The sequence below is a fragment of the Rhizobium sp. YJ-22 genome (assembly GCF_029601685.1).
Classification (GTDB): Bacteria; Pseudomonadota; Alphaproteobacteria; order Rhizobiales; family Rhizobiaceae; genus Metarhizobium.
On the sequence record NZ_JARRIR010000001.1, the window covers coordinates 681,249 to 704,226 of the forward strand.

Here is a 22,978-nt window from a genome sequence, read left to right on the forward strand (position 1 = left end):
GCAACCGCACTAACACAGGGGTCGTTCAGAGAGACTTCAGAAACTTGGTAAATTTTTAGCGCATTTTCGCTTTCCGGGAGCGCAGGATCTCGTCGAGCACCACGAGGCACGCCCCGACGGTGATGAAACTGTCGGCGAGGTTGAACACGGCAAACGACCAGGAGCCAGTGTGGAACAGCACATAATCCACCACATGGCCGTACAGGAACCGGTCGAGAATATTGCCGAGCGCGCCCGCGATGATCATGGCGAAGCCCGTATGGGCGAAACGATGATCGGCAGGCGTGCGCCGCCACATCCACAAGACGAACAGCACGATGCAGATGCGCATGCCGACGATGAACCAGCCATCCATGCCCGAGAGCATCGAGAAGGCGACGCCGAGATTATAGGTGCGGTAAAGATAAAAGAACGGCAGCACCGGCACCGCTTCCTGGAAGGGCAGCGTGCGGTCGACGGCGATCTTGATCGCCTGATCGGCGATCAGGGCGACGAGGACGAAAAGGACGATCGGCAGCGGCCGGGAAAACAGGAAGGGTTTCGGCCCGCTCACGCCCGCGCCTCCAGCGACAGCAGGTGCCGGCGGGCCTCAAACAGCATGACGCCGGTGGCGACCGCAAGGTTCAGCGAATCGGCACGGCCCGCCTGCGGGATGCGGGCGAGAGCGTCGGCCTCGCGGGCGAGCGCATCCGGCAGGCCGGATTGCTCGTTGCCCATCAGCAGCACGACGGGCTTCTTCCTGTAATCGATGGTGCGGTAATCGACGGAGCCAGCCAGATGGGTGGCGACGACGCGTACGCCGGCCTTCTTCTTCCAGGCTAAAAATTCTTCGGCGCTGGCGCGGATCAGCGGCATGGCGAAGACCGAGCCCATGGTGGCGCGCACGGTTTCCAGCGAGAAGGGATCGGTGCATTCGCCGACCAGGATGACGCCGGAAGCGCCCGATGCATCGGCGGTGCGGATGATGGTGCCGAGATTGCCGGGATCGCGCACGCGGTCCAGCGCCACATAGGTCTGGCCGTCGACCGGATACAGGTCGGAAAGCCGCGTCCAGTGCTGCTCGAAGATGCCGACCACCATCTGCGGATTGTCGCGGCGGGTGATCGAGGAAATCACCTTCTCGCTGACCTCCAGCACCAGACCGCCCTTGGCGACGGTGCGGGCGGCGGCCTGCTCGACCGCCGGCTTGCCCTTGGCGGCCTTGGCATAGACCAGCGTGCGGATCGCCCAGCCGAGTTCCAGCGCGTCGATGACCAGCTTCAGGCCCTCGGCCATGAAGGAATGCGTCTCGTCGCGCGTCTTCTTCTGGGTGAGCGCCTTGATGTCCTTGACGATGGGGTTGGCAAGGCTGGTGACTTCCTTGACCTGGCCCACGCGGCCGGGACCGCCTTCTCGCATTTCCTTGGTCATTTCGGCACCCAACGGCTGAACAGCGATGTGGAGAGGACGCGGCCATCGTGGTCGCCGTCCTGCCCGGTTTCGCGAATGACCAGCTCGCCCGATTCGACCACGCCGCCGGCGCCGCGCATGGTTTCGCGCATCAGCTCGTGGATCGAATAGAAGCTGGCCCGGATCGAATAGGCGGTCAGCACCAGGCCGAGCGCCTTGGGCGAGAGAATCTCGCGGCAGATGTCGAGCATCATCGGCAGATGGTCGAACAGGTGCCAGACCTCGCCGTTCGGCCCGCGGCCGAATTTCGGCGGATCGGTGAGGATGATGTCGTAGCGGCTGCCTCGGCGCTCCTCGCGCAGGATGAATTTCATCGCATCCTCGCAGATCCAGCGGATCGGCAGGCGGTCCATGCGGGCGAGCGTCTGGTTTTCGCGCGCCCAGCCGATGGCCTTTTTCGAGGCGTCGACATGGGTGACTTCCGCGCCGGCGGAGGCCGCGACCAGCGAGGCGACGCCGGTATAGCCGAACAGGTTCAGCACCTTCAGCGGCCGGCCGGCATTTTCGACGGCCTCGCGCATCCAGTTCCAGTGAACGAGCTGCTCGGGAAAGACGCCGACATGGCGGAAGGCGGTGAAGCGGCCGAGGAAATCGACCCCGGCCAGGTGCATCGGCCAGGTCTCTCCCAAGGCTTCGCGCGGAAACCGCCAGCGGCCCATGCCATCCTCGTCGGTATCGCCGGTGAAGACGGCGTCGGCGCGCTCCCAGACATGGTCGGGCAGGCTGCGCGGCCACAAGGCCTGCGCTTCCGGGCGCACGATGCGGTACGGTCCGTATTGCTCCAGCTTCTCGCCCTTGCCGCTGTCTATCAGGCGGAAATCGGACCTGTCGCGGCCGCGCGATTCGAGAATGACCGGTACGCGCTCGGCCGGCAATTCCCCTTTTCGGTCGATCAGGCTGCGGGCCGGTTCGGTCGCGGCGGCTTCCGGCTTGGCGACGACCTTGTCGCGGGCAGGCGCGGCGCTGCGCTCCGGCTTGCGGGGTGCGCCGTCGCGGGGCCGTTCGGACTTGCGGGCAAAATCGCCGCCGCCCGGTCCTCTTTTTGCCGCCGGGGCGCCGCTGCGCGGCGGACGGCCGTTCCTGTTCTTCACGAGGCTCGTTCCATTGTTCGGATCCTGGTGCAGATAGCATTCGCCGCCCGTCTTGGCAAAGCGCTTTCCCATCTGCAATAGTTGCCACCGATGACGGAGGAGGAACGATCATGGACATGACGGGAGAAGAGCGGATCGCAGCGCCGAGAGACGCGGTCTGGGCCGCGCTCAACGATCCGGAGATCCTGAAGCAATGCATTCCGGGCTGTCAAAGCCTGGAAATGAAGTCGCCGACCGAGCTTTCGGCGGTGGTGAAGCTGAAAGTCGGCCCGGTCTCGGCCTCCTTTGCCGGCGATGTCGTGCTCTCGAACATCAATGCCCCCGAGAGCTACACGATTTCCGGCGAAGGCAAGGGCGGCATTGCCGGCTTTGCCAAGGGCGGCGCCGACGTAACGCTGACGGAGGACGGCGATGAGACGATCCTGTCCTATGAGGTCAAGGCGCAGGTCGGCGGCAAGATCGCCCAGCTCGGCGCCCGGCTGATCGATTCGACCTCGAAAAAGCTCGCCCAGCAATTTTTCGCGGATTTCACCGCCGCCGCACAGGCGCGCAGCGCGAGCGCCTAAAGCAAGATTATTTCGCCGGCAGGCGGCCATAGGCGACCGTCTGCTGGGCGGCCAGTTCCTCGGCGCGCGCCTTGTGCTTGTCTGCCTCGGCCTGCAAGCGCACCGCCGTCTTCGCCTCTGTGCGGGCGCGGCGGCGATGCTGGCCTTGCGTCGCCCAGGTGACGGAAGCGCCGATCACCAGCCCGAGAATGAGGGCGAGGAACAGGAAGACGAAGAAGGGGGCGCTGAGGCCCAGCACCTGGTCTTCCGGCCGGAACGGATTGAGCGCCAGCGTCACCGACTGGCGGTTGGCCACGCACAGCAGCACCAGCACCACGGCCAGCGGCAGGAAAATGACGAGGTTGACGATCTTCTTGACCATGGGGCGTTTTCTCCCGGTATTGTTCACGCACTTCTCCCGAAACGGAAAAAGCCCATGACTTCAAACGTTTGCAGGGCGACCGCGATAAAGATACGGCATCCCTGCCTTGCCGGCGCCACAGCGGGCGGTCTGCCGACAGGAGGATCAATCGTCCTCATCTTCCATGTTCGGATTGAGGCGTTCGCGCAGTTCCTTGCCGGTCTTGAAGAACGGCACCCACTTTTCCTCGACGAAGACGGTGTCGCCGGTGCGGGGGTTGCGACCCGAGCGTGACGGGCGGTTCTTCACCGAAAAAGCGCCGAAACCGCGCAATTCGACGCGATTTCCCGCCGCCAGCGCGTCGGTGATTTCATCAAGGACGGCATTGACGATGTTTTCCACGTCGCGGTGATAGAGATGCGGGTTACGCGCTGCAACGATCTGTACCAGCTCCGACTTTATCACGATAGCCCCCTCAAATGATTGATCTTTTCATTCATGTCCAACCTGCCAAACTGAGATCAGGCCGTCAAGGAACAACTTTTCCGTGACACCGCGTCCGAGATCGCCGGAAGGCAGCAGGTTTTCATAGCCGAGCAGCCTCAGGACGGTCGAAACAGCGCCGGGAATACCGAAGGGCGAGCCGCTGCGCGGCGCCTCCCAGTCGACGACGGCAAGCTTGCCATCGATGCCGCGACTGGTGAGATAGGCACGGATCGCCTCCTCGCCGCCGAGCGTATCGACCAGCTTGGCATCGCGCGCCTGGCGGCCGGTGAAGATGGCGCCGTTGGCAAGTTTCAGCACCTCGTCGCGCGGCAGCTTGCGGCGCTCGGCGACGATGTCGACGAACCAGTCGTAGCTGTCCATCACCATGGCGCGGATCATCGCCTTGGCTTCTTCGCTGGCGGGATGGAAGGGCGAAGGCTCGGCCTTCAGCGGCGCCGACTTGATCTCCTCCAGCGATACGCCGATCTTGTCGAGCAGATCCTTGGCCTGCGGATACTGGAAGATGACGCCGATGGAGCCGGTGATCGAGGTTTCGCCGGCGATGATGGTGTCGCCGGCCGACGCGATCATGTAGCCGGCGGAGGCCGCGAGCGTGCGCACGTCGGAAACGACCGGCTTCTTCTCGGCCACCGCCCGGATCGCCTTGAAGATGCGCTCGCCGCCATAGGTGGTGCCGCCGGGCGAGGAGATCGACACGACGAGCGCCTTGACCCGGTCGGCTTCGGCGATGGACTTCAGCCGGTCGAGCAGTTCCTTGTCATCCTGGATCAGGCCGGTGATCTCGACGCGGGCGATATGCGGCACGCTTCTGTCCAGCGCCGCTTCGGGCGCAAGGAGGCGATAGAGAAGCAGGCCGGCGGCAACCAGCAGCAGCGCCGCCCCGATCCGCCAGAAGGCCAGCTTTCGCCGCAGGCGGCGGCGGTCGGCGATCGCCGATGCGTCCATGGGTCAGTCCTCTCGTTTCGTCAGGGCCATTCATAGGCCGCCCGGACCGGCAATCAACTGCCCTGTCACGGATTTTTTCAGCCATTTATTGTTTGTTGCAAAAAAATGTCCATATTGGCGGACGATGACGCGATTGCGATCGGCCGCCCGGTGCGACCGCAGCGTGCGGTTTCGCGCGCGGCTTCGCACGTCGAACAGATCGGACACTCATGCTGAACAGCGTACACACACCTGGGCTCGAACTTGCCGGCGGGCCTTCACCGCAGGACGCTTATCGCGTGGCGCTGCGGCATTCGGCACGGGTGCGGCGGCTGAAGGTGCTGCTGCCGGCAGCGGCCGTGGCGATCACCTTCGCCTTCATCGCCGTCTCCATCGTGCGCGCCTATCTGCCTGAAAACATCCAGCTCGAATCCGCCCGCATCGAAAACGGCAAGGTGGTGATGGAAAAGCCGGCCATTTCCGGCCGCAACGCCGACGGCATCAATTATTCCATGCTCGCCGAGCGGGCGCTGCAGGATATCCGCGATCCCAACATGATCACGCTCGAGACCATCAAGGCGGCGGTGCCGGTCAGCGACAAGGTGATCGCCCGCGTCGACGCCTCGGAAGGCATCTACGATCGCGCCAGCGACAAGCTCAACATGACCCGGCCGTTCACCGTGACGCTGAACACCGGGCTGGAGGCAAAGTTCCAGTCGGCCTTCCTCGACATCAAGTCCGGGCAGATGAGCACGGACGAACCGGTTTCCATCGCGTCGGACCAGGCTTCCATTCTTGCGCAGACACTCAAGATGACGGATAAGGGACGCACCATTACTTTCGAAGGCAACGTGCGGATGAACATCACGCCGGCGCAGCTTCGCAACAAGGCTCAATGAGAACAGCACCCGATGTCAGCACCTCGCCCTTTTTTCCGCCTGTCCGCCGCTGCTCTTCTCGCGGCCGGCACGCTTTCCGGCCCGGTCGCGTTCGCCCAGTCGACCACCACCGGCAGCATGAACAATCTCAAGCTCTCCAACGACCAGCCGATCCAGATCGAAAGCGACAAGCTGGAGATCAAGGAGCAGGAAAGCGTCGCCTATTTCACCGGCAACGTGAAAGTGGTCCAGGGCGCGACGACCATGCAGGCGGGCAATATGACCGTCTATTACAAAAAGAAGGGCGACGACAAAAGCTCGGTCGCCAGCGGCAATGCCGACATCGACCGCATCCTCGTCGACAAAAAGGTGTTCCTGAGCTCCGGCGAGCAGCAGGCGACGGCGGATGCCGGCACCTTCGACATGGCCTCGCAGACCTTCACGCTGACCGGCAAGCGCGTGGTGCTGTCGGAAGGCGCCAACGTCTTCACCGGCTGCAAGCTCACCGTGCTGATGGCCACCGGCAAGGCGACGCTGGAAAGCTGTGGACAGCGCGTGCAGATCCAGCTCGACCCGAAGTCCCAGAAGAAGAACTGAACGCCGGGCGCCCGTGAAGATCCCCTTTCTTACCCAGAATGGCGCGCCCGCCAACGCCCCCCAGGCGGTGGAACCGGGCGCGGACAAATCCCGCTATGAAGGCACGCTGATCGCGCGTGGCCTGACCAAGACCTATGGCACGCGCCGCGTCGTCAACGGCGCCTCGCTGGTGGTGCGCCGCGGCGAGGCCGTCGGCCTGCTGGGGCCGAACGGCGCCGGCAAGACGACCTGCTTCTACATGATCACCGGGCTGGTACCGGTCGACGAGGGCTCGATCGAGATCAACGGCAATGTCGTCACCGGCCTGCCGATGTATCGTCGCGCCCGGCTTGGCGTCGGTTACCTGCCGCAGGAAGCCTCGATCTTTCGCGGGCTGACGGTCGAGGAAAACATCCGTGCCGTGCTCGAAATCCACGACAAGAACGTCAAGCGCCGCGAACAGAAGCTCGATTCGCTCTTGGAGGAGTTCCACATCGACCGGCTGCGCAAGTCGATGGCGGTGGCGCTGTCGGGGGGCGAGCGGCGACGCCTGGAAATCGCCCGGGCGCTCGCCACCGACCCGACCTTCATGCTGCTCGACGAACCCTTTGCCGGCGTCGATCCGATCTCGGTCTCCGATATCCAGAACCTGGTGCGGCATCTCACGGCGCGCGGCATCGGCGTGCTGATCACCGACCATAACGTGCGCGAAACGCTTGGTCTGATCGACCGCGCCTATATCATCCATGCCGGCGAAGTGCTGACCCACGGGCGGGCGAACGACATCGTCAACAATCCGGAGGTGCGGCGCCTCTATCTCGGCGACAAGTTCAGCCTGTAAGGTGCGTTCCAGGGCCGGACGGATGGAAATTCGTTCGGCCGCCCTCCTCGCCCGGCTTGACCAAACCTCTCAAAAAAGCAATTTTTGGGCCAGTTCAGGTTCAAGTCTTCGCCACGCATGCCGGGCCGGATGGTTTCCGGCGGGTCGAAGGGAGTTTCGCGTCCGCCATGGCATTGTCGGCCAGTCTTTTCTTGCGCCAGAGCCAGTCTCTGGTGATGACGCCGCAACTGATGCAGTCGATCCAGCTGCTTCAGATGACGCATTTCGAGCTGACGCAATTCATCGCCCAGGAAGTCGAGAAGAACCCGTTGCTCGAATTTTCGGCAGGCGACGGCACGCCCGGCAACCATGGCGCCGACGAGGCCGACATGGCCTTCGGCGCCGAGGAACCGGGAACCGACGCGCCGGAGCCGGCCGCCCGCGACCTCACGGCCGACTGGTACGAGAGCGAGAACACCGGCGCCGCCGCCCGGTTGAGCAACCAGCTCGACACCAATTTCGAGGCCGGCCTTTCCGACGAGGCGATGCCCACGCGCGCCGATGCGCCTGAGCTTCTCAGCCAATGGAAATCCATGCCGGGCAGCGCGGGCGGCGAGAGCTACGATCTCGACGACTTCGTCGCCGGCCACACGACGCTGCGCGAGCATCTCGAGGGGCAGGTCGTGTTGGCGCTGCCTTTGCCGGCCGACCGACTGACCGCACAGGTGCTGATCGACCATCTCGACGAGGCCGGCTACCTGCAGGCCGATATCGGCGAGATCGCCGCGCGGCTCGGCCGGGCCGCCTGCGAGGTGGATACGGTGCTGGAGACGCTGCAAGGCCTTGACCCGCCCGGCATCTTCGCCCGCTCGCTCAGCGAATGCCTGGCGATCCAGCTGCGCCAGAAGGACCGTTTCGACCCGGCGATGGCCGCGCTGATCGGCAATCTCGACCTCCTGGCGCGGCGCGATTTTCCGACGCTGAAGAAGCTGTGCGGCGTCGATGAGGAAGATCTCCTCGACATGCTTGCCGAAATCCGCAAGCTCAACCCCAAGCCGGGCAGCGGCTTCGACGAGGCGCCGAGCGAGGCGATCGTGCCGGACGTGGTGGTGCGCCCCTCGCCCAGCGGCGGCTGGGCCGTCGAGCTGAACCCCGACACGCTACCGCGCGTGCTGGTCAACCAGTCCTACTACGCCGAGGTCAGCCGCCACAAACACCGGCCGGGTGAAGACCAGGCCTTCCTCTCCGAATGTCTGCAGACCGCCAACTGGCTGACGCGCAGCCTCGACCAGCGGGCGAAGACCATCGTCAAGGTGGCGAGCGAAATCGTGCGCCAGCAGGACGCCTTCCTCGTCCACGGCGTCGATCATCTCAGGCCGCTCAACCTGAAGACGGTGGCGGAGGCGATCAAGATGCACGAATCGACCGTCAGCCGCGTCACCTCCAACAAATACATGCTGACGCCGCGCGGGCTGTTCGAACTCAAATATTTCTTCACCGTCTCCATCGGGTCCGCCGAGGGCGGCGAGAGCCATTCGGCGGAGGCGGTGCGCCACCGCATCCGCGCCATGATCGCCCAGGAGGCGGCCGATGCGGTGCTTTCCGACGACGATATCGTCGATAGCCTGAAAGCGGCCGGCGTCGATCTGGCGCGCCGCACGGTCGCCAAATATCGCGAGGCGATGAACATTCCCTCCTCCGTGCAGCGGCGGCGGGAAAAACGGGCGCTGTCCAAGGCCGGCCAAGGCTGAAGCCCCGGATGGTTGAAACCTCAAAAAACCGTTAACGGGCTTGACTCCGCCCCGCACCGCGGATAGAAGCCCGCCGCACATCGACAGGATGGATTTTGGACCGATAAGCCCCCCGCTCGAAGGGCACGCACTCTCTTTAGGATGTTCGCCGCGCGAAATGCTTGGATGAAACAGGGCCTTGGCGTAGACTGGTACTCGCAAATCACTACAAGAAGGAAAATTCCATGAGTGTCCGTGTATCCGGGAAACATATGGAGATTGGCGAAGCGTTCCGTCAGCGGATCGAAGGCCACATCGGGGAGGCAGTGACCAAGTATTTCGACGGGGGATATTCGAGCCTGGTCACGGTTGAAAAGTCCGGTTCGCGTTTTTCTGCAGATTGCAAGATTCACCTGGACAGCGGGGTGAACCTGCATGCCACGGGAGATGCAAACGATCCGCAAGCGGCATTCGATGGAGCGGCCGAGCGTATCGAAAAGCGCCTGCGCCGTTACAAGAGGAAACTGAAGGACCATCACAACGGCGCAAACGGCAATGGTTCCGTCGCCTATACCGTGATGGATGCCGTCCCTGAAGAAGACGAAGAGATCGCCGAGGATTTCGCACCGACCATCGTCGCCGAAAGCAGCAGACCGCTGCAGGTGATGTCGGTGGCGAGCGCGGTGATGGCTCTCGATATGACCGATGAGCCGGTCTTTCTGTTCCGCAGCCCCGGCCAGGAACAGTTGAACATCGTCTACCGTCGTCGCGACGGCAATATCGGCTGGATCGATGCGGCCAGCATCAAGGGCTGAAAGGTGACAACGGCGCGCCGGGCAGACACACGCCCGGCGCGCCGGCCTTCTGCCGGCTACTGAAGGAAAAGACAAAAATGGCATTGGCAGACCTGCTGCAGCAAGATGCGATCATCCCTGCCCTGAAGGTGAATTCCAAGAAACAGCTTCTTCAGGAACTGGCCGCGAAAGCCTCCAAGCAACTGGGGCTGCCGGAGCGGGAAATCTTCGACGTCATCCTCCAGCGCGAGCGGCTCGGCTCCACCGGCGTCGGCAACGGCATCGCCATCCCGCATGGCAAGCTTGCGCGCCTGCCGGCCATCACCGGCCTGTTCGCGCGGCTCGATTCGCCGATCGATTTCGAAGCGCTGGACGACCAGCCGGTCGATCTCGTTTTCCTGCTTCTGGCGCCCGAAGGCGCCGGCGCCGACCATCTCAAGGCGCTGTCGCGCATCGCCCGCGTGCTGCGCGACCAGGATCTGGTCAGCAAGCTGCGCGCGACCGATTCCGCCTCGGCCATCTATGCCTTCCTGAACCAGGAAGAAGCCTCCAACGCCGCCTGAGGCGTTGTCGCCAACAACTCCCAAAGAAAAAGCGCTTTCGCGGAGACCGTGAAAGCGCTTTTTTCGTTTCTGGACATTCAGGACGCGATCAGACGTCCTTTTCGTTCTCGGCTGGGGCTTCCGTCTTGGCGCCACCCTTGGCGACGCCGACCATGGCCGGACGCAGGACGCGATCGCCGATCGAATAACCGGCCTGCACGACCTGCACGACGGTGTTGTTCGGCACGGCGGGGTTGGGGATCTCGAACATCGCCTGATGGAAGTTGGGATCGAACTTCTGGCCTTCGGCATCGATCTGGCGCACGCCGTGGCGCTCCAGCGTCGACAGCATCAGGCGTTCGGTCATTTCCACGCCTTCGATCAGCGCGGTGAGACCGGCTTCGGCGCCGGCGCGCTGCTCCGCGGTGACCGAATCCAGCGCGCGGCGCAGGTTGTCGGAAACCGCCAGCATATCGCGCGCAAAACCGGTGACGGCATAGGCCTTGGCGTCCTTGACGTCGCGCTCGGTGCGGCGGCGCAGATTGTCCATCTCGGCGGCAAGACGCAGGAACTTGTCACGCAGGTCGGCGTTCTCGGCCTTGAGTGTTTCCACCGGATCGACGGCGGCGACGTCCGCCTCGTTTACGGCCGCGGTCTCGGCAGCGGCTTTGTCCGCAGCTTCGGCTCCGCTCGTCGTGTTCTCGTCGGTCATGATGTATCTCCAGATCGATGATTGAATTTTGAGCCCGATATCGAGGTTCGAAGGGAAAAAATCAAGGGTCGGAGCGTTTTCGCGATACGCCGAACCGGTTTTCCGCCCTAAAGCGCGTCGCAATCTTTCGGATTCGCTCTTCGCTCTTCGCGCTTTGCGCTTGTTATTCGCATGTCGTTCTCGCAAATCCACCGCGCACTTTTGCGCCACCTGCTCTAGGGACGCTGCCGCGACAGCCGCCCCATGATCTGCGCGGTATAATCGACCATCGGCACGATACGCGCATAATTCAGCCGTGTCGGCCCGATGACGCCCACGGCGCCGACGATGCGGTCGTCCTCGTCGCGATAGGGCGCGACGATCAGCGACGAACCCGACAGCGAGAACAGCTTGTTTTCCGAGCCGATGAAGATACGCACGCCCGAGCCGGTCTCGGCGAGGTTCAGGAGTTCGATCAGACTGTCCTTCTTTTCGAGGTCGTCGAACAGCAGCCGCAGGCGGTCGACATCCTCGGCGCCGGCCAGCCCTTCGAGCAGGTTTGCCCGGCCGCGCACGATGAGCCGCGCCGGCATATCCTCGTCGCTGCCGCCCGACCAGACCGCCAGCCCGCGCTCGACCAGATCCTGCGACAGCGCATCAAGCTCGTTCGACACCGCGATCCTGAGCTTCTGCAACTGGCCGCGCAGCTCCGGCAGCGTATGGCCGATCATATGGGCATTGAGGAAATTCGCCGCCTCCGTCAGCTGCGACGAGGTGATGCCGGCCGGCAGGTCGATGATGCGGTTTTCCACCTGGTCGTGCTCGCCGACCAGCACGACCAGCGCCTTGGTCAGCTCCAAGCGGATAAACTCGACATGCTTGAGCAGCGGATCGGATTTCGCGGTGATGACCAGGCCGGCGCCGCGCGACATGCCGGACAGCACCCGGCTCGCCTCGGTCATCAGGCTTTCAACCGGCTTGTCGCGCTGCGGAAGCCCGATCTGGCGCTCCATCGTCTGACGCTCCTCGGCCGAGAGGTCGCCGACCTGCATGAAGGCATCGACGAAAAAGCGCAGCCCCATCTGCGTCGGCAGGCGGCCGGCGCTGACATGCGGCGAATAGATAAGGCCGAGCTCTTCCAGATCGCCCATGACGTTGCGCACCGAGGCTGGCGACAGCGACATCGGCAGCAGCCGCGACAGGTTGCGCGAGCCGAGCGGCTCGCCATTGTCGATATAGCCCTCGACGATCCGCCGAAAGACTTCCCTGGAGCGCTCGTCCAGCGCTGCAATCGCGTCCTGTCCAGGCGGCTTGCGTAATGGCATCGTGGTCTGCGGTCACCCGATTGTTGCGTTCCCTGCAAATATAGTCATGTCGCGGCCGATATCAAAAGGGAATATGCGGGAAAGCGTCTTGCGTCCCACCGCCTTTTCCTTTGCAAATCATGGCCGCCGGCCTTAGAAGGCGTCATGTAACGGCAGGAGTTTCGAATGCGGCCCTCAGGCAGAAAAACAGACCAGATGCGCAAGGTTTCCTTCGAGCGCGGCTTTTCCAAACATGCCGAGGGTTCCTGCCTCGTCAAGTTCGGCGATACACATGTGCTGGTGACCGCCAGCCTTGAGGACAAGACGCCGCCATGGCTGCGCAACAGCGGCAAGGGCTGGGTGACCGCCGAATACGGCATGCTGCCGCGCGCCACTGGCGAGCGCACCCGCCGCGAGGCCGCCACCGGCAAGCAGGGCGGCCGCACGCAGGAAATCCAGCGCCTGATCGGCCGCTCGCTGCGCGCCGTCGTCGACCTCGAGGCGCTCGGCGAACGCCAGATCACCATTGACTGCGACGTTCTGCAGGCCGACGGCGGCACCCGCACCGCCTCGATCACCGGCGGCTGGGTGGCACTTCACGATTGCCTGAAGTGGATGGAAAGCCGCAACATGGTCAAGGTCGAGCGCGTGCTCAAGGATCACATCGCGGCGATCTCCTGCGGCATCTTCGCCAACCAGCCGGTGATCGATCTCGATTATCTCGAAGACAGCGCCGCCGAGACCGACGCCAATTTCGTCATGACCGGCACCGGCGGCATCGTCGAGATCCAGGGCACGGCCGAAGGCAAGCCTTTCTCCGAACAGGAATTCGCAAGCCTGATGCAGCTTGCCCGCGCCGGCATCGGCGAGCTGGTGACGCTGCAGAAGCAGGCCATCGCCTGAGGACGTGACACGATGAGCGCCGCCGCCGTCGAGGGCATTCTGGAAACCGCGCTTTATGCGCGCGACCTCGACGCGGCCGAGCGCTTCTATCATGATATCCTCGGCCTCGACATCATCACCCGCGCCAAGGACCGGCACGTCTTCTTCCGCTGCGGGGCTGGCGTGCTGCTGGTCTTCAATCCGGATGAGACGGTGAAACCGGCCGCGCCCGGCGCGCTGCCGGTGCCTGCCCACGGAACGACCGGCGCCGGCCATGCCTGCTTTCGCCTGGCGCGGGAAAAATTCGACGGCGTGATCACGCGGCTGACCGCAGCCGGCATCGCCATCGAAGCCGATTTCGAATGGCCGATGGGCGGCCGCTCGATCTATTTCCGCGATCCGGCCGGCAACAGCCTCGAATGTGCCGAGCCCCGCATCTGGGGCATCGAATAGGACTTTTGGACATGCGCAAGCTCGATACCCGCACCATCGTCGTCGCCAGCCACAATGCCGGCAAGATCCGCGAGATCGCCGATCTGATCGGCCCCTTCGGCTTTTCGGCGAAATCGGCGGCCGACCTGAACTTCGAGGAGCCGGACGAAACCGGCACGACCTTCGAGGAAAACGCCGCGATCAAGGCGCTGGCCTCGGCCAAGGCCTCCGGCCTGCCGGCGCTGTCGGACGATTCCGGGCTGGTCATCGATGCGCTGGATGGAGCCCCCGGCGTCTACACCGCCAACTGGGCCGAGCGCGAGGACGGCAGCCGCGATTTTGCCTGGGCCATGGAAAAGGTCGAGAAGGCGCTGGAGGAGAAAGGTGCCGCAGCGCGTGAACAGCGCAGCGCCCGCTTCGTCAGCGTGCTCTGCCTTGCCTGGCCGGACGGGCATACCGAGCTGTTTCGCGGCGAGGTCGAGGGCCATGTGGTCTGGCCGCCGCGTGGCACGCAAGGCTTCGGCTACGATCCGGTCTTCCAGCCGGAAGGCTATGCCGAAACCTTCGGCGAGATGAGCGCCGAGCAGAAGCATGGCTGGAAGCCGGGCGATGCGCAGGCCCTGTCGCACCGGGCTCGTGCCTTCAAGCTGTTTGTCGAGACCTGCCTTGACGCCTGATCTTCCCAATATCGGCCAAAGCCCGCTGCTGCCGGATACCGGCGAGCCGGGTTTTGGCGTTTACGTGCATTGGCCGTTCTGCGCGGCCAAATGCCCCTATTGCGATTTCAACAGCCATGTCCGCCACCAGCCGGTCGACCAGGAACGCTTTGCCGCCGCTTTCCTCAAGGAAACGGAATGGATGCGCCGCCTCAGCGGCCCGAAGACGGTCACCAGCATCTTCCTCGGCGGCGGCACGCCGTCGCTGATGGAGCCGGCGACGGTCGAGACCATTCTCAACGGTATCGCACGGCAGTGGCATGTGCCCGACGGCATCGAGATCACCATGGAGGCCAATCCCTCCAGCGTCGAGGCGACGCGGTTTCGCGGTTACCGGGCTGCCGGCGTCAACCGCGTTTCGCTCGGGGTGCAGGCGCTCAACGATACGGATCTCAAATTCCTCGGTCGGCTGCATGACGTCGCCGATGCGCTGAAGGCCATCGGGCTGGCGCGCGACATCTTTCCGCGCATGTCCTTCGACCTGATTTATGCAAGGCCGCACCAGACGGTGGAGGCATGGGAGAAGGAATTGCGGCAGGCAATTTCCTACGCCGTCGACCACCTATCGCTCTACCAGTTGACCATCGAGGAAGAGACGCCCTTCTTCAACCTGCACAAGGCCGGCAAGTTCATCGTGCCGGATGGCGACCAGTCCGCCCTGCTCTACGAGGCGACGCAGGAGATCACCGCCTCGGAGGGACTGCCGGCCTATGAGGTCTCGAACCATGCGAAGCCGGGCGCCGAAAGCCGCCACAACCTCACCTATTGGCGCTACGGCGATTATGCCGGCATCGGGCCCGGCGCGCATGGACGGCTGACGCGCGGATCGGAAAAGCTGGCGACCGCCACCATGCGCCGGCCGGAAGGCTGGCTGGATCTCGTGGAAAAGCACGGCCACGGCATTGTCGACGAGGAACGCCTGAGCCGCGACGAGCAGGCCGACGAGTTGCTGCTGATGGGGCTGAGATTGCGCGAGGGCGTCGATCTCGCCCGCTGGCAGCAATTGTCCGGGCGCGATCCCGATCCCGACCGCGAACAGGCCTTGCTGGAGCACGGCTTCATCGAGCGGCTCGGCAATTCGCGGCTGCGCTGCACGCCCCAGGGCATGCTGATCCTCGACGCCGTCGTTGCCGATCTCGCCTGCTGAGTTTCTTGCCGCTTACGAAATCGTCCTGAAAACAAACGCAAAAAGCCCGCCTCCCCTCTCGGAAAGGCGGGCTTTTTCGCGTTTGTCCGCTTACTCGTTGATCAGCCGCTTGAGCAGTTCGATCTCATGGCTGAGTTTTGTGTCGCCGGAAATGAGATCCTCGATCTTGCGCACGGCATGCAGCACGGTCGTATGATCGCGCCCGCCAAAACGACGGCCGATTTCCGGGAAGGAGCGCGGCGTCAGCGTCTTCGACAGATACATGGCGATCTGGCGCGGCTTGACGATGACGCGGGTGCGACGGTTGGAGACCAGCTCCTGGCGCGAGACGTTGTAGTGGCGAGCGACGACGCGCTGGATATCCTCGATGCGCACGCGCTTCGGCTCGGAGCCGACCAGATGCGCCAAAAGCTCGTCCACCCGCTCCATGGACAGGTTCGGCTCGAAGGAGCGGCGGAAGATCAGCTGGTTGAAGGCGCCTTCCAGCTCGCGGCCGCTGGCGGTGACGGTGCGCGCCACATGCGTCATGATCTCCTCGGAGATATCGACGGACGGGTCGTCCTGGCGCAGCACGGTGAGGCGCTGGCGCAGCATTTCCAGGCGCATATCGAAGTCCGGCGCGTCGAGTTCGATGGCGACGCCGCCCTGCAGGCGCGAACGCACCCGCGGATCGAGCGATTCCAGTTCCCACGGCGCGCGGTCGGCGGCCACCACCACCTGCTTGGCGCTATCGAGCAACATGTTGAGAAGATGGCAGAATTCGTGCTGGATCATCTTGCCCTGCAGGAACTGCATGTCGTCGATGATCAGAAGGTCGATGTTGCGCAGCGAATCCTTCAGCGTCAGCGCGTCGTTGTCGCGGATGGCGGTGGCGAAACGCCACATGAAATATTCGGCCGTCAGATAGACGACGCGCGGCGTGCGCTGGCTCTGGATCGCCGCATTGGCGACGGCCTGCAGCAGGTGCGTCTTGCCCAGTCCCACCGTCGAATGGATGAACAGCGGATTGAAGCGCACCGCGCCCGGGCCGGCTTCCGCAATCGTCTTGGCGGCGGCGAGCGCCACGCGGTTCGACGAGCCCTCGACGAAGGTCGCGAAGGTGTAGCGGGAATCGAGCGGCGAGCCAAACAGCGGACTGTTGCTGCTGACCGGCGGCTGCGGGCGCTGCGGCACGCTGGCCGAAACGGCCTGGCCGACCGATTGCGGCGCGCTGCGGCGCAAGGGCGTCACAGCCTGCGGCGCGGGCGGATCGCCGGCCGGCGTTGCTTCCTCGGCGGCGGCCGGGCGGACGCTGCGGGTCGCGGTGCGGACCAGAATTTCCACCTTGAGGATCTCGGCGTCTTCCGCCTGGAAGATGCCGGTGATCAGGTCGATATAGCGGTTGTTGATCCAGGATTTGAGGAACGTCGTCGGCACCGTCAGCCGCACCACGCTTTTCGATACCGAATGGAGCTTGAGGCGAGCAAACCAGCTCGCATAGACGTCCTGCCCCACCTGGGCCTTCAAACGTGCGCTGAATCGTTCAAACAATGCGTCCGGCTTCATGTCCCGCCTTTCATTCGCAGTATCGCAGGCAGCCCCGAACGCCTCCGATGCCTTGTCCCCGTTTTCCAAAGCACCGGTCGCCATCATATTCATTTGCATTTCGCCGCCTTCCAGAGTCCCATCGGGCGATTGCGATCATCGCCCGGTCACTATTCTTGTTCTGTCATGCCCCGGCGCAAGGTGGCCGGGACAGCTCAGGCTTCGGAGCGCCGGGCCGCAAGAAAGCGAACCGCGTCTCCACGAAGTCGGTTCATCCGACTTCGCCTGCGGCCGAAGCCGCGTCATCCGATCCCCATCCTCGTTCCTGGCGATCGAACCTCTTTCCCTCTCCTGCCGTCTCCTTGTCACCCGATGCCGGGCGCCGCAGCCACGCGCCGCCCAACAACCAGAGCGCGCAGAAAGCCATCTGCGAAATCAGGATTTTTCCGCATGGGCCTGTCTGCCGATCTTTGAAAATACGGAACGGAACCGATCCGCAGCAGGAGACAATACCATCCTCTCGCCGGTCGGGCGTTGCAATGTCGCCATACTGGAAAGGTGGTGTCCGCGCCCCCTGTTGAAAGGCATTTAGTCAGGATCAAATGGCAAGATCAATGATGAATTTTGCACGAAAAGAAGACGGGGCCATTGACTCCGGAGGCGCATTTTGACCGTCACAAAGCCCGTCATAAAGAATCGCTTTTGAATCAAGGGGATTCAAAAAAGCCGTTTTTGCCGGTGGCCGAAAAACAAAAAAAATAAAAAAGTTCTTGACTCGTCAAGGGGGCCGGGCGGCGCGGCAAGAGTCTCACAAAGGCGCAAAGACCTCGTGTAACCATTTGAAATTAAACAAATTTTTCTGTCACCATCCTGTCACCCCACTGACATCTTGATGCCGTGCGCTCGCTTGAGGGTGTCTGGACGAATATCCAGAATCCGAAAAGCCCGGCCATAGGCCGGGCTTCTCATAACCGTCAAATTTCGGCTTTTATCAGGCGTTCAGAGCCTTCACGCGGTTCGCCAGACGCGAGACCTTGCGCGATGCGGTGTTGCGGTGCAACACGCCCTTGGTCGCGGCGCGCTGCAGTTCCGGCTGGGCGGCCTGGAGAGCGGCCTGGGCCTGGGCGGCGTCGCCGGAAGCGATGGCTTCCTCGACCTTGCGGATGAAGTTGCGGACCCGCGAGCGGCGCGACTTGTTGATCTCGGTGCGGCGAGCGATCTTGCGGGTCGCCTTCTTCGCCGAAGTTGTATTGGCCATAGATGCCTCTCTTCGAATTCGAACCAAACTCCGCCATTGCCGCCCGGTCGTTGCGACCTATCGTTTCAGCCATGCGGGAGCATTTTTGGAAAACCGTCATAAGCTTTCCGAACTGTGGCCGGGCATATAACGCGAATGCCGGGCGGCGTCAACGCGCATTTTCCCGGATTCCGATTCCTTTTCAATCGCTCGGCCTTCCCGCTTAATGCTGGCAGGCAGCGCAGAAGAAGGTGGACCGCCCCGCCTGCACGATGCGCTCGACGTGACCGGCGCAGCCGGGCGTGGCGCAGGCGCTCCCCTCACGGTCGTAGACCGAGAAGGAATGCTGGAAATAGCCAAGAGAACCATCCGTCTGAATATGGTCGCGCAAGGACGAGCCGCCTGCGGCGATCGCATCCGATATCACCGCCCGGATCGCCTCGTTCAGCAAAACCAACTCGGCGGACGGTTTGCCGTCGCCAAGCACGATGCTGCCGGCGGCGCGACGCGGATCGAGATGGGCGCGCCAAAGGGCTTCGCAGACATAGATATTGCCGAGTCCGGCAATGTTGCGCTGGTCGAGAAGCGCGCTTTTCAGCGGCTGGCTCTTTTTCGCGAAACGTCCGGCAAGATGGGCCGCGTCGAGGCTGTTGCCGGTCGGCTCCGGCCCAAGGCCGGCAATGCCGGGATAGCGGTCGAGATCGGCGCGCGCCGTCAGTTGCAGGAAACCGAAGCGGCGTGGGTCGTTATAGACGACGCGCACACGGCCAGCGGCGCCGTCGAGATGGAAGACGGCATGGTCGTGCTTTTCATCCTTGCCGCGCGGATGGTGGAAATCGCCCGGCGTCTGCGCCTCGCCCGCCCCCTCCTCGATGCGGAAGGAGCCGGACATGCCGAGATGGGCGACGATGACGGCGCCGTCATCCAGTTCGATCAGCAGATATTTGGCCCGGCGCGACAAGGACGAGATCGTCCGGCCCTCGACTTTAGCCGCAAAATCTTCGGGGAAGGGAAAGCGCAGATCCGGGCGACGCAGTTCCAGTCTTGCGATGCGCGCGCCTTCCATGACAGGCGATAGCCCGCGACGAACTGTCTCCACCTCTGGCAATTCGGGCATAGGTGTCCAACTTCCTGTTTCAAGCGCCGGGAATGTGCGATATAGACCGGCGCCGGATCGCCGTCCTCCCGTTCCTGTCGCAGATAGGTCGGAAACGGCGGTTTTCCAAGGATTTCCTGTCCGCAGTCGATGGAGTGACCCCATGGCCGATAGCCGCACCACCGCCGAAGGAGGCATGTCGACCTCCTATGGTTTCCGCGAGGTCGCGGAAGGCGAAAAGCAGGGCATGGTCAACGAGGTCTTCCACAAGGTCGCCAAGCGCTACGACATCATGAACGACGTGATGTCGGCCGGGCTGCACCGCGCCTGGAAGGATGCGATGATCGCGGCGCTCAATCCGCGCAAGGATCCCGATTACAAGGTTCTGGACGTCGCCGGCGGCACCGGCGACATCGCCTTCCGCATCATCGAGGCCTCGGGCCGGCAAGCCCATGCCACCGTGCTCGACATCAACGGCTCGATGCTATCAGTCGGCGCCGAGCGCGCCGCCAAGCGCAAGCTTTCCGACAACCTGACCTTCGTCGAGGCCAATGCCGAGGAACTGCCGTTCGAGCCCGGCACCTTCGATGCCTATACCATCGCCTTCGGCATCCGCAACGTGCCGCACATCGACGTGGCGCTGAAGGAGGCCTACCGCGTGCTGAAGCGCGGCGGGCGTCTCCTGGTGCTGGAATTCTCCGAAGTCGACATGCCCCTTCTGGACCGCATCTATGACGAATGGTCGTTCAAGGCGATCCCGCAATTCGGCAAGATGATCACCGGCGATGCCGAGCCCTATCAATATCTGGTCGAATCGATCCGCAAATTCCCCAACCAGTCGGATTTCGCCGCGATGATCCGCGATGCCGGCTTTTCGCGCGTCACCTTCACCAATTATACCGGCGGCATCGCCGCGCTGCATTCCGGCTGGAAGCTCTGACAGGCATGAGCACGCTTGGAGCTTATTTCCAGCTTGCCCGCGTCGGCTGGGTCCTGGTGCGCGAGGGCGTCGTCGAAGCCCTGCCCTCCGAAGGCCTGCCGCCGGGGGCGGCCATGGCCAAGTCGCTGCTCGGGCTGTTCGCCCGCAGGCGCGCCTCGGACGATCGCTCCGACCGGCTGGCGCGCGCCGTGGCGCGGCTCGGCCCGTCCTATGTCAAGATGGGGCAGTTCCTCGCCACCCGGCCTGACGTCGTCGGCACGGAATTCGCAGACGACCTGGCGCAGTTGCAGGACCGGATGGATTTCTTCCCCGTCTCGTCCGCGAAAGCCTCGGTGCAGGGTTCGCTCGGTCGTCCCATCGAGGAACTCTACAGCCGTTTCGACGATCCGATCGCCGCCGCCTCGATCGCCCAGGTGCATCCGGGCGAGGTGATGACGCCGTCGGGGCCGCGGAAGGTGGCGATCAAAGTGGTGCGTCCTGGCGTGCGCCAGCGCTTCGCCCATGACCTGCAGGCGATGTATCTCGTCGCGCATCTCCAGGAGCGGCTTATGCCTTCCGCGCGACGCCTCCGCCCCGTGGAGGTGACGCGCACGCTGGAGCAGACCACAAAGGTGGAGATGGATCTCAGGCTGGAAGCGGCCGCGCTCTCCGAAATCGCGGAAAATACCAAGGACGACCCCGGCTTCCGGGTGCCGAAGGTGGATTGGGAAAGAACCGGCCGCGACGTCATCACCATGGAATGGATCGACGGCATCAAGATGTCGCATGTCGAGGCGCTGAGTGCTGCCGGCCACGATCTGAACCTGCTGGCCGACCGGCTGATCCAGTCCTTCCTGCGCCATACCTTGCGCGACGGCTTTTTCCATGCCGACATGCATCCCGGCAATCTCTTCGTCGATGCGGCAGGCGATATCGTCGCGGTCGACATGGGCATCGTCGGCCGGCTCGGCAAGAAGGAACGGCGGTTCCTGGCCGAGATCCTCTATGGTTTCATCACCCGCGATTACATGCGGGTGGCGGAGGTGCATTTCGAGGCGGGCTATGTGCCGGCCCATCATGATGTGGCGAGCTTCGCCCAGGCGATCCGCGCCATCGGCGAGCCGATCCACGGCCAGCCGGCCGAAACCATTTCCATGGGCAAGCTGCTGACGCTGCTGTTCGAAGTCACCGAACTCTTCGACATGCAGACACGGCCTGAACTGGTCATGCTGCAGAAAACCATGGTGGTGGTCGAAGGCGTCGCGCGCATCCTCAACCCGCGCTTCAACATGTGGAAGGCGTCGGAGCCGGTGGTCGGTGAGTGGATCCGCACCAATCTCGGGCCGCAACGCATCCTCGTCGATGTCCGCGACGGGCTGAAGGCCGCCTTCAAGCTGGCCGAGGCCGCCCCCGAGATCGTTGCCAAGACTGAGAAATTTTCCCGCGAAATCACTGCGATGAGCGAGAACGGCCTGCGGTTCGACGCGGCGACCGCCGAGGCCATCGGCAAGTCCGAGGCACGCCATGGCCGTTCCGGACGCGTCGCGCTCTGGGTCATCGCGGCGGCGCTGATCTACATCGCCATATACATTTAACGTAGGATATTACTTACGCAACAAGGCCAGCACCTGGCGCTGGATACTGTCGCCGGCGCGGCCACGCGGCCAGGCGATCCATAGCGGCAGGGAAAAATCAGACCCCAGTTCCAGCCGGGCGACGGCCGGATCGAGCGCGGCCAGCGACGCCCCGGGCAGGACCGAGACGAAACGGTGACGGGTGACGAGTTTCAGGATCACCGGGATGGAATCGACCTCGACGATTTCGGGCGCACGCCGCCCATCCCTCCCGAAAAGCGCTTCCAGCAGCGGATCGATCTTCTGGCGCAAGCCGCTGCGCGGGCTCGGCAGCGCGATGGGATGCGTCGCCAGCAATGTCGCCAGACCGGCGCGGTCGTCGCCGGAAAGGTCTTTCAACTGATCTGCAGGCCCGACCAGCGTCAGCGGCGAGACAGAGATCAGATGCCCCTCCAGATCCTCCGGCAGGCGCTCGACATCGAGGAAGACGACGTCGAACAGGCCGCGCTTGAGGCTGGTCAGCAATTCTTCGGCGATCATGGAGCCGATGAAGATCGGCTGGCGCGGATGGCGGCTTCGCCAATTGGCGGCGAGGTCCGCCAGCAGGTCGGCGATACGGCTTTCCGGGCCCAGCGGCACGACCGAGCCGATACGCACCACCGTTTCGGTGCGCCGGAAACGATCCGAGGCGGCATCGGCGATCTCGCGCCACAGGGTTTCGATCTGGCGGATGCGCTCCACCGCTGCGACGCCCGCCGGCGTCAGCCGGGCGCCATCGCGGCCGCGCTCGAAAATGGCGTAGCCGAGCACTCCCTCGACATGGGCGATCTGGCGGGTCAGTTGCGGCTGGCCGAGGCCCATTTCGCGGGCTGCCGCGCGAATGCTGCCGCTGCGGGCCACTTGGTTCAGCCGCGACAGGGCTTCGAGACTGACCGCAGCCGGTGACAACCGCTGCTCTCCACCTCGGTAAAGGCCAAGCGACAGGCCACAGAGCGCCTCGATGCGCGGCAGCAGGCGCGCGCCCTCCAGCGTCAGCATCAGCGACGAGCCGGTGCGGCGTACGAGTTCCACCGCCAGCGCCGCCTCCAACCGCGCGACGGCTGCGGCGACCGTGGCGGCCGGGCGCTCCAGCGCGCGCGCGGCGGCGCGGATGCTGCCGAGCCGCAGCACCGCATCCGAGAGGATCAGCGTCGCGGTATCCATGGCCTCGCCGTTCGAAAACATCGTCTGTACATGAAT

General features: G+C 63.8%; 25 protein-coding genes. 13 read left to right on the forward strand and 12 right to left on the reverse strand.

The genetic code is table 11. The features are described 5' to 3' along the window. Positions 1–55 precede the first annotated feature (55 nt). The 3 genes from lspA to P7F60_RS03230 are packed head-to-tail and all read right to left on the reverse strand — an operon-like array spanning position 56 to position 2,612. Positions 56–553 carry a signal peptidase II gene (gene lspA, locus P7F60_RS03220; protein ID WP_277916248.1) on the reverse strand — a complete coding sequence of 166 codons (498 nt, stop codon included), beginning with the start codon at positions 551–553 and terminating at the stop codon, positions 56–58. Continuing rightward, positions 550–1,410 carry an RNA methyltransferase gene (locus P7F60_RS03225; RefSeq protein ID WP_277916249.1) on the reverse strand — a complete coding sequence of 287 codons (861 nt, stop codon included), beginning with the start codon at positions 1,408–1,410 and terminating at the stop codon, positions 550–552. Before P7F60_RS03225 ends, lspA begins: the two co-directional genes overlap by 4 nt. Further along, the gene (locus P7F60_RS03230) at positions 1,407–2,612 is read right to left on the reverse strand and encodes a class I SAM-dependent methyltransferase (protein ID WP_277916250.1); all 1,206 of its coding nucleotides are present in this window, start codon (positions 2,610–2,612) and stop codon (positions 1,407–1,409) included. The genes P7F60_RS03225 and P7F60_RS03230 overlap by 4 nt, the downstream gene beginning before the upstream one ends. A gap of 38 nt (positions 2,613–2,650) precedes the next feature. Here P7F60_RS03230 and P7F60_RS03235 point away from each other — a divergent pair, with 38 nt between their 5' ends. Then, complete coding sequence (locus P7F60_RS03235) at positions 2,651–3,106, forward strand: carbon monoxide dehydrogenase subunit G (RefSeq protein ID WP_277916251.1); 456 nt, start codon at positions 2,651–2,653, stop codon at positions 3,104–3,106. Between the two features lie 7 nt (positions 3,107–3,113). Here P7F60_RS03235 and P7F60_RS03240 read toward each other — a convergent pair whose 3' ends face one another. The 3 genes from P7F60_RS03240 to sppA all read right to left on the reverse strand — a co-directional run bounded on the left by P7F60_RS03240 (position 3,114) and on the right by sppA (position 4,898). After that, positions 3,114–3,467 (reverse strand): LapA family protein, encoded by a 354-nt coding sequence (locus tag P7F60_RS03240; protein ID WP_277916252.1) that lies wholly within the window; start codon positions 3,465–3,467, stop codon positions 3,114–3,116. 144 nt (positions 3,468–3,611) lie between these two features. Next, positions 3,612–3,911, reverse strand: a complete 300-nt coding sequence (locus tag P7F60_RS03245) for an integration host factor subunit beta (protein ID WP_277916253.1) — start codon at positions 3,909–3,911, stop codon at positions 3,612–3,614. 27 nt (positions 3,912–3,938) lie between these two features. Next, positions 3,939–4,898, reverse strand: coding sequence for a signal peptide peptidase SppA (sppA, locus tag P7F60_RS03250; RefSeq protein ID WP_277916254.1), 960 nt, complete (start codon positions 4,896–4,898; stop codon positions 3,939–3,941). A gap of 209 nt (positions 4,899–5,107) precedes the next feature. Here sppA and lptC point away from each other — a divergent pair, with 209 nt between their 5' ends. The 6 genes from lptC to ptsN all read left to right on the forward strand — a co-directional run bounded on the left by lptC (position 5,108) and on the right by ptsN (position 10,238). Further along, a complete protein-coding gene (gene lptC / locus P7F60_RS03255) occupies positions 5,108–5,776 on the forward strand; it encodes an LPS export ABC transporter periplasmic protein LptC (RefSeq protein ID WP_277916255.1) in 669 nt (222 codons plus the stop codon). Positions 5,777–5,788: 12 nt separating this feature from the next. Next, positions 5,789–6,352: an LptA/OstA family protein gene (locus tag P7F60_RS03260; protein ID WP_277916256.1), complete on the forward strand. Its 564-nt coding sequence runs from the start codon at positions 5,789–5,791 to the stop codon at positions 6,350–6,352. Between the two features lie 67 nt (positions 6,353–6,419). After that, entirely contained in the window at positions 6,420–7,172 is a 753-nt protein-coding gene (lptB, locus tag P7F60_RS03265) for an LPS export ABC transporter ATP-binding protein (protein ID WP_277916505.1), read from the forward strand. Positions 7,173–7,339: 167 nt separating this feature from the next. After that, positions 7,340–8,902 (forward strand): RNA polymerase factor sigma-54, encoded by a 1,563-nt coding sequence (gene rpoN / locus P7F60_RS03270; protein WP_277916257.1) that lies wholly within the window; start codon positions 7,340–7,342, stop codon positions 8,900–8,902. Positions 8,903–9,126: 224 nt separating this feature from the next. Next, positions 9,127–9,696 (forward strand): ribosome-associated translation inhibitor RaiA, encoded by a 570-nt coding sequence (raiA, locus tag P7F60_RS03275; RefSeq protein WP_277916258.1) that lies wholly within the window; start codon positions 9,127–9,129, stop codon positions 9,694–9,696. Between the two features lie 77 nt (positions 9,697–9,773). Further along, on the forward strand, positions 9,774–10,238 hold the full coding sequence (gene ptsN / locus P7F60_RS03280) for a PTS IIA-like nitrogen regulatory protein PtsN (RefSeq protein WP_277916259.1): 465 nt from the start codon (positions 9,774–9,776) through the stop codon (positions 10,236–10,238). Positions 10,239–10,326: 88 nt separating this feature from the next. Here ptsN and grpE read toward each other — a convergent pair whose 3' ends face one another. Then, positions 10,327–10,929 carry a nucleotide exchange factor GrpE gene (gene grpE / locus P7F60_RS03285; protein ID WP_277916260.1) on the reverse strand — a complete coding sequence of 201 codons (603 nt, stop codon included), beginning with the start codon at positions 10,927–10,929 and terminating at the stop codon, positions 10,327–10,329. Positions 10,930–11,144: 215 nt separating this feature from the next. Then, positions 11,145–12,233 carry a heat-inducible transcriptional repressor HrcA gene (hrcA, locus tag P7F60_RS03290; RefSeq protein ID WP_277916261.1) on the reverse strand — a complete coding sequence of 363 codons (1,089 nt, stop codon included), beginning with the start codon at positions 12,231–12,233 and terminating at the stop codon, positions 11,145–11,147. A 165-nt stretch (positions 12,234–12,398) separates the two neighbouring features. On the opposite strand from hrcA, the gene rph reads away from it, so the two are divergent. From rph to hemW, 4 genes are read left to right on the forward strand one after another with little or no spacing between them, the layout of a single operon-like run. Then, complete coding sequence (gene rph / locus P7F60_RS03295) at positions 12,399–13,115, forward strand: ribonuclease PH (RefSeq protein WP_277916262.1); 717 nt, start codon at positions 12,399–12,401, stop codon at positions 13,113–13,115. A 12-nt stretch (positions 13,116–13,127) separates the two neighbouring features. Beyond that, a complete protein-coding gene (locus P7F60_RS03300; RefSeq protein ID WP_277916263.1) occupies positions 13,128–13,547 on the forward strand; it encodes a VOC family protein in 420 nt (139 codons plus the stop codon). Positions 13,548–13,558: 11 nt separating this feature from the next. After that, a complete protein-coding gene (gene rdgB, locus P7F60_RS03305) occupies positions 13,559–14,203 on the forward strand; it encodes an RdgB/HAM1 family non-canonical purine NTP pyrophosphatase (RefSeq protein WP_277916264.1) in 645 nt (214 codons plus the stop codon). Then, positions 14,193–15,389, forward strand: a complete 1,197-nt coding sequence (gene hemW / locus P7F60_RS03310) for a radical SAM family heme chaperone HemW (RefSeq protein WP_277916265.1) — start codon at positions 14,193–14,195, stop codon at positions 15,387–15,389. Before rdgB ends, hemW begins: the two co-directional genes overlap by 11 nt. 90 nt (positions 15,390–15,479) lie before the next feature. Here the strand turns inward: hemW and dnaA are convergent, their stop codons facing one another. From dnaA to mutM, 3 genes are all read right to left on the reverse strand, one after another. Then, positions 15,480–17,033, reverse strand: coding sequence for a chromosomal replication initiator protein DnaA (gene dnaA, locus P7F60_RS03315; RefSeq protein WP_277916266.1), 1,554 nt, complete (start codon positions 17,031–17,033; stop codon positions 15,480–15,482). Between the two features lie 871 nt (positions 17,034–17,904). Then, positions 17,905–18,171 carry a 30S ribosomal protein S20 gene (gene rpsT / locus P7F60_RS03320; RefSeq protein ID WP_277916267.1) on the reverse strand — a complete coding sequence of 89 codons (267 nt, stop codon included), beginning with the start codon at positions 18,169–18,171 and terminating at the stop codon, positions 17,905–17,907. Positions 18,172–18,373: 202 nt separating this feature from the next. Then, the gene (mutM, locus tag P7F60_RS03325; RefSeq protein ID WP_277916268.1) at positions 18,374–19,267 is read right to left on the reverse strand and encodes a bifunctional DNA-formamidopyrimidine glycosylase/DNA-(apurinic or apyrimidinic site) lyase; all 894 of its coding nucleotides are present in this window, start codon (positions 19,265–19,267) and stop codon (positions 18,374–18,376) included. A gap of 142 nt (positions 19,268–19,409) precedes the next feature. Here mutM and ubiE point away from each other — a divergent pair, with 142 nt between their 5' ends. Both ubiE and ubiB read left to right on the forward strand, forming a co-directional pair. Next, positions 19,410–20,186 carry a bifunctional demethylmenaquinone methyltransferase/2-methoxy-6-polyprenyl-1,4-benzoquinol methylase UbiE gene (ubiE, locus tag P7F60_RS03330; protein ID WP_277916269.1) on the forward strand — a complete coding sequence of 259 codons (777 nt, stop codon included), beginning with the start codon at positions 19,410–19,412 and terminating at the stop codon, positions 20,184–20,186. 5 nt (positions 20,187–20,191) lie between these two features. Next, the gene (gene ubiB / locus P7F60_RS03335; RefSeq protein WP_277916270.1) at positions 20,192–21,760 is read left to right on the forward strand and encodes a 2-polyprenylphenol 6-hydroxylase; all 1,569 of its coding nucleotides are present in this window, start codon (positions 20,192–20,194) and stop codon (positions 21,758–21,760) included. Positions 21,761–21,769: 9 nt separating this feature from the next. On the opposite strand, the gene P7F60_RS03340 is transcribed toward ubiB, so the two are convergent. Continuing rightward, a complete protein-coding gene (locus P7F60_RS03340) occupies positions 21,770–22,942 on the reverse strand; it encodes a LysR family transcriptional regulator (RefSeq protein ID WP_277916271.1) in 1,173 nt (390 codons plus the stop codon). Positions 22,943–22,978 lie beyond the last annotated feature (36 nt).